This window comes from Paenibacillus sp. AD87 (genome assembly GCF_001659845.1).
In the GTDB taxonomy this organism is placed as follows: Bacteria; Bacillota; Bacilli; order Paenibacillales; family Paenibacillaceae; genus Paenibacillus; species Paenibacillus marchantiae.
Genome location: NZ_LXQN01000024.1, coordinates 1 through 1761, shown reverse-complemented (window position 1 = coordinate 1761; position 1761 = coordinate 1). Strand labels below are relative to the sequence as shown.

Below are 1761 nucleotides of genomic sequence, written 5' to 3'. Positions count from 1 at the left end.
TCTCGGACGAACTCAGTCGTTCCTTGGCCTTCTGCAGCATGCTTAGCACGTTCCCATCTTGTTCGTTAGCGGCAGCTTCCCCAATGGCTCTCATTGCGTCTTCTCCTCCAATTCTGCTCAGCGCCCAAGCTGCAGTTCCCCGCAGCTCGGGACGCGGATCACGCTTCAGTACCTCCGTTAGTTTCGGTACAGCGGTTTTGTCTTTGAAATTGCCCAGGGCAATTACGGCGTTGCGCTGGATTGGCTTCTTGCCCCGCCAAGCGGCGGAACTTTGGCCAAAGCGCTCTTTGAATTCACGGTTACCGATGTCAAGCAGCGGTATCAGCAAAGGTTTTACAATCTCCGGATCAGGATGAAACTCGGGATGGTGGTCCCAGTTTTTACCCCGATTCTTCGGACAGACAATCTGACAGGTATCACAACCGTACAGACGGTTGCCAATTTTCAGCATAAACTCTTCATCCACGAAGCCTTTCGTCTGGGTCACAAACGAAATGCAGCGCTGTGCATTCAGTTGTCCCGGTCCCACCAATGCTCCTGTTGGACAGGCATCAATACACTTCGTACATTCACCACAATCCTCGGTCACCGGGTTATCTGGCTGAAACGGAATATTCGTGACCAGTTCGCCGAGAAAGATCCATGAACCGAATTTGGGCGATATAATGGCACAGTTCTTGGCACTGAATCCAATCCCCGCACGCTGGGAAACAGCACGGTCCACCAACGCCCCCGTATCTACCATACTTTCGATCATGGCTTCAGGTACGCGTTCACGTATAAAGTTAACCAGCTTGTCCATCGCTGCACGCAGGACTTGGTGATAATCCTGCCCCCAGGCGGAACGAGCCAGAATACCACGGTATGCACCCGGCTCGGACTTCGGCGGATTGACCATCTTCGATGGATAAGCAACAGCAATAGCAATGAGCGAAGCAGGCTCTCCATCTTTTAGTTCGGGACGCACCCTTTTCTCAATATCAGGCTCCTCAAATCCGGACTCGAATCCTTTCGCCCGATGTTGTTCCAGAATGGATTTCAAGGTCACGAATGGTTCTGCCGAAGCGAATCCTATATCATCAATACCCATCTCGGGAGCAGCTGCCTTAATCTCTTGTTTTAACTTCTCCCATACAGCTGCTGCCTTTGCTGCTCCGGTCTGTACACTCGTCATATCTATTCCCTCTCTTCTTCCACGCTAATTCCGTAAATAGTGAACGCCCGCCTCAGGTGGGAGGACAGGCGCTGATTTCGATATACAAGTCGGACATACCGGAGCTAGAAAGAAACCGAGTCTATATCGTTTAACGCAAAATGCAGCGTGAAGTTGTTGTCCTTGTCCTGCTAACATTTTACAGTTTTTTAATTTCCGAGAACGGCCAAAAAATAAACTCCGCCCTGCCTACAATTTCACTGGATGTAATGCTGCCAAACATACGGCTATCCTTGCTCTTGCCTTCATGACGGTTATCTCCCATCACAAAGTAATGATCCGCTTCCAGCGTAATCGGTCCAAAATCAGGGTCCTGAACCTCCGTATCCGTGTACGTTTCCGCTTGCTGCTCCCCATTCACGAACAGATGATGATCCCGTACTTCAACCGTATCACCGGGAAGCCCGACAATCCGTTTGACCAGAAAATCTTTTTTCTCCACACCTTCGCTTGGATCACGAAGCACAATAACATCTGATCGGGACGGTGTCCCAAAATCATATACAATTTTATTTACAAACAGACGATCCCGCTCAACCAGCGTCGGC

General features: G+C 50.1%; 2 protein-coding genes. Both read right to left on the bottom strand.

Going from position 1 to position 1761, the window contains the following annotated elements; genetic code table 11:
* The coding region (queG, locus tag gpAD87_RS31300) for a tRNA epoxyqueuosine(34) reductase QueG (protein WP_064642993.1) at window positions 1-1174 on the bottom strand (1174 nt) is incomplete at its 3' end.
* Window positions 1175-1352: 178 nt separating this feature from the next.
* On the bottom strand, window positions 1353-1761 hold a 409-nt coding region (lepB, locus tag gpAD87_RS31295; protein WP_064642991.1), incomplete at its 5' end, for a signal peptidase I.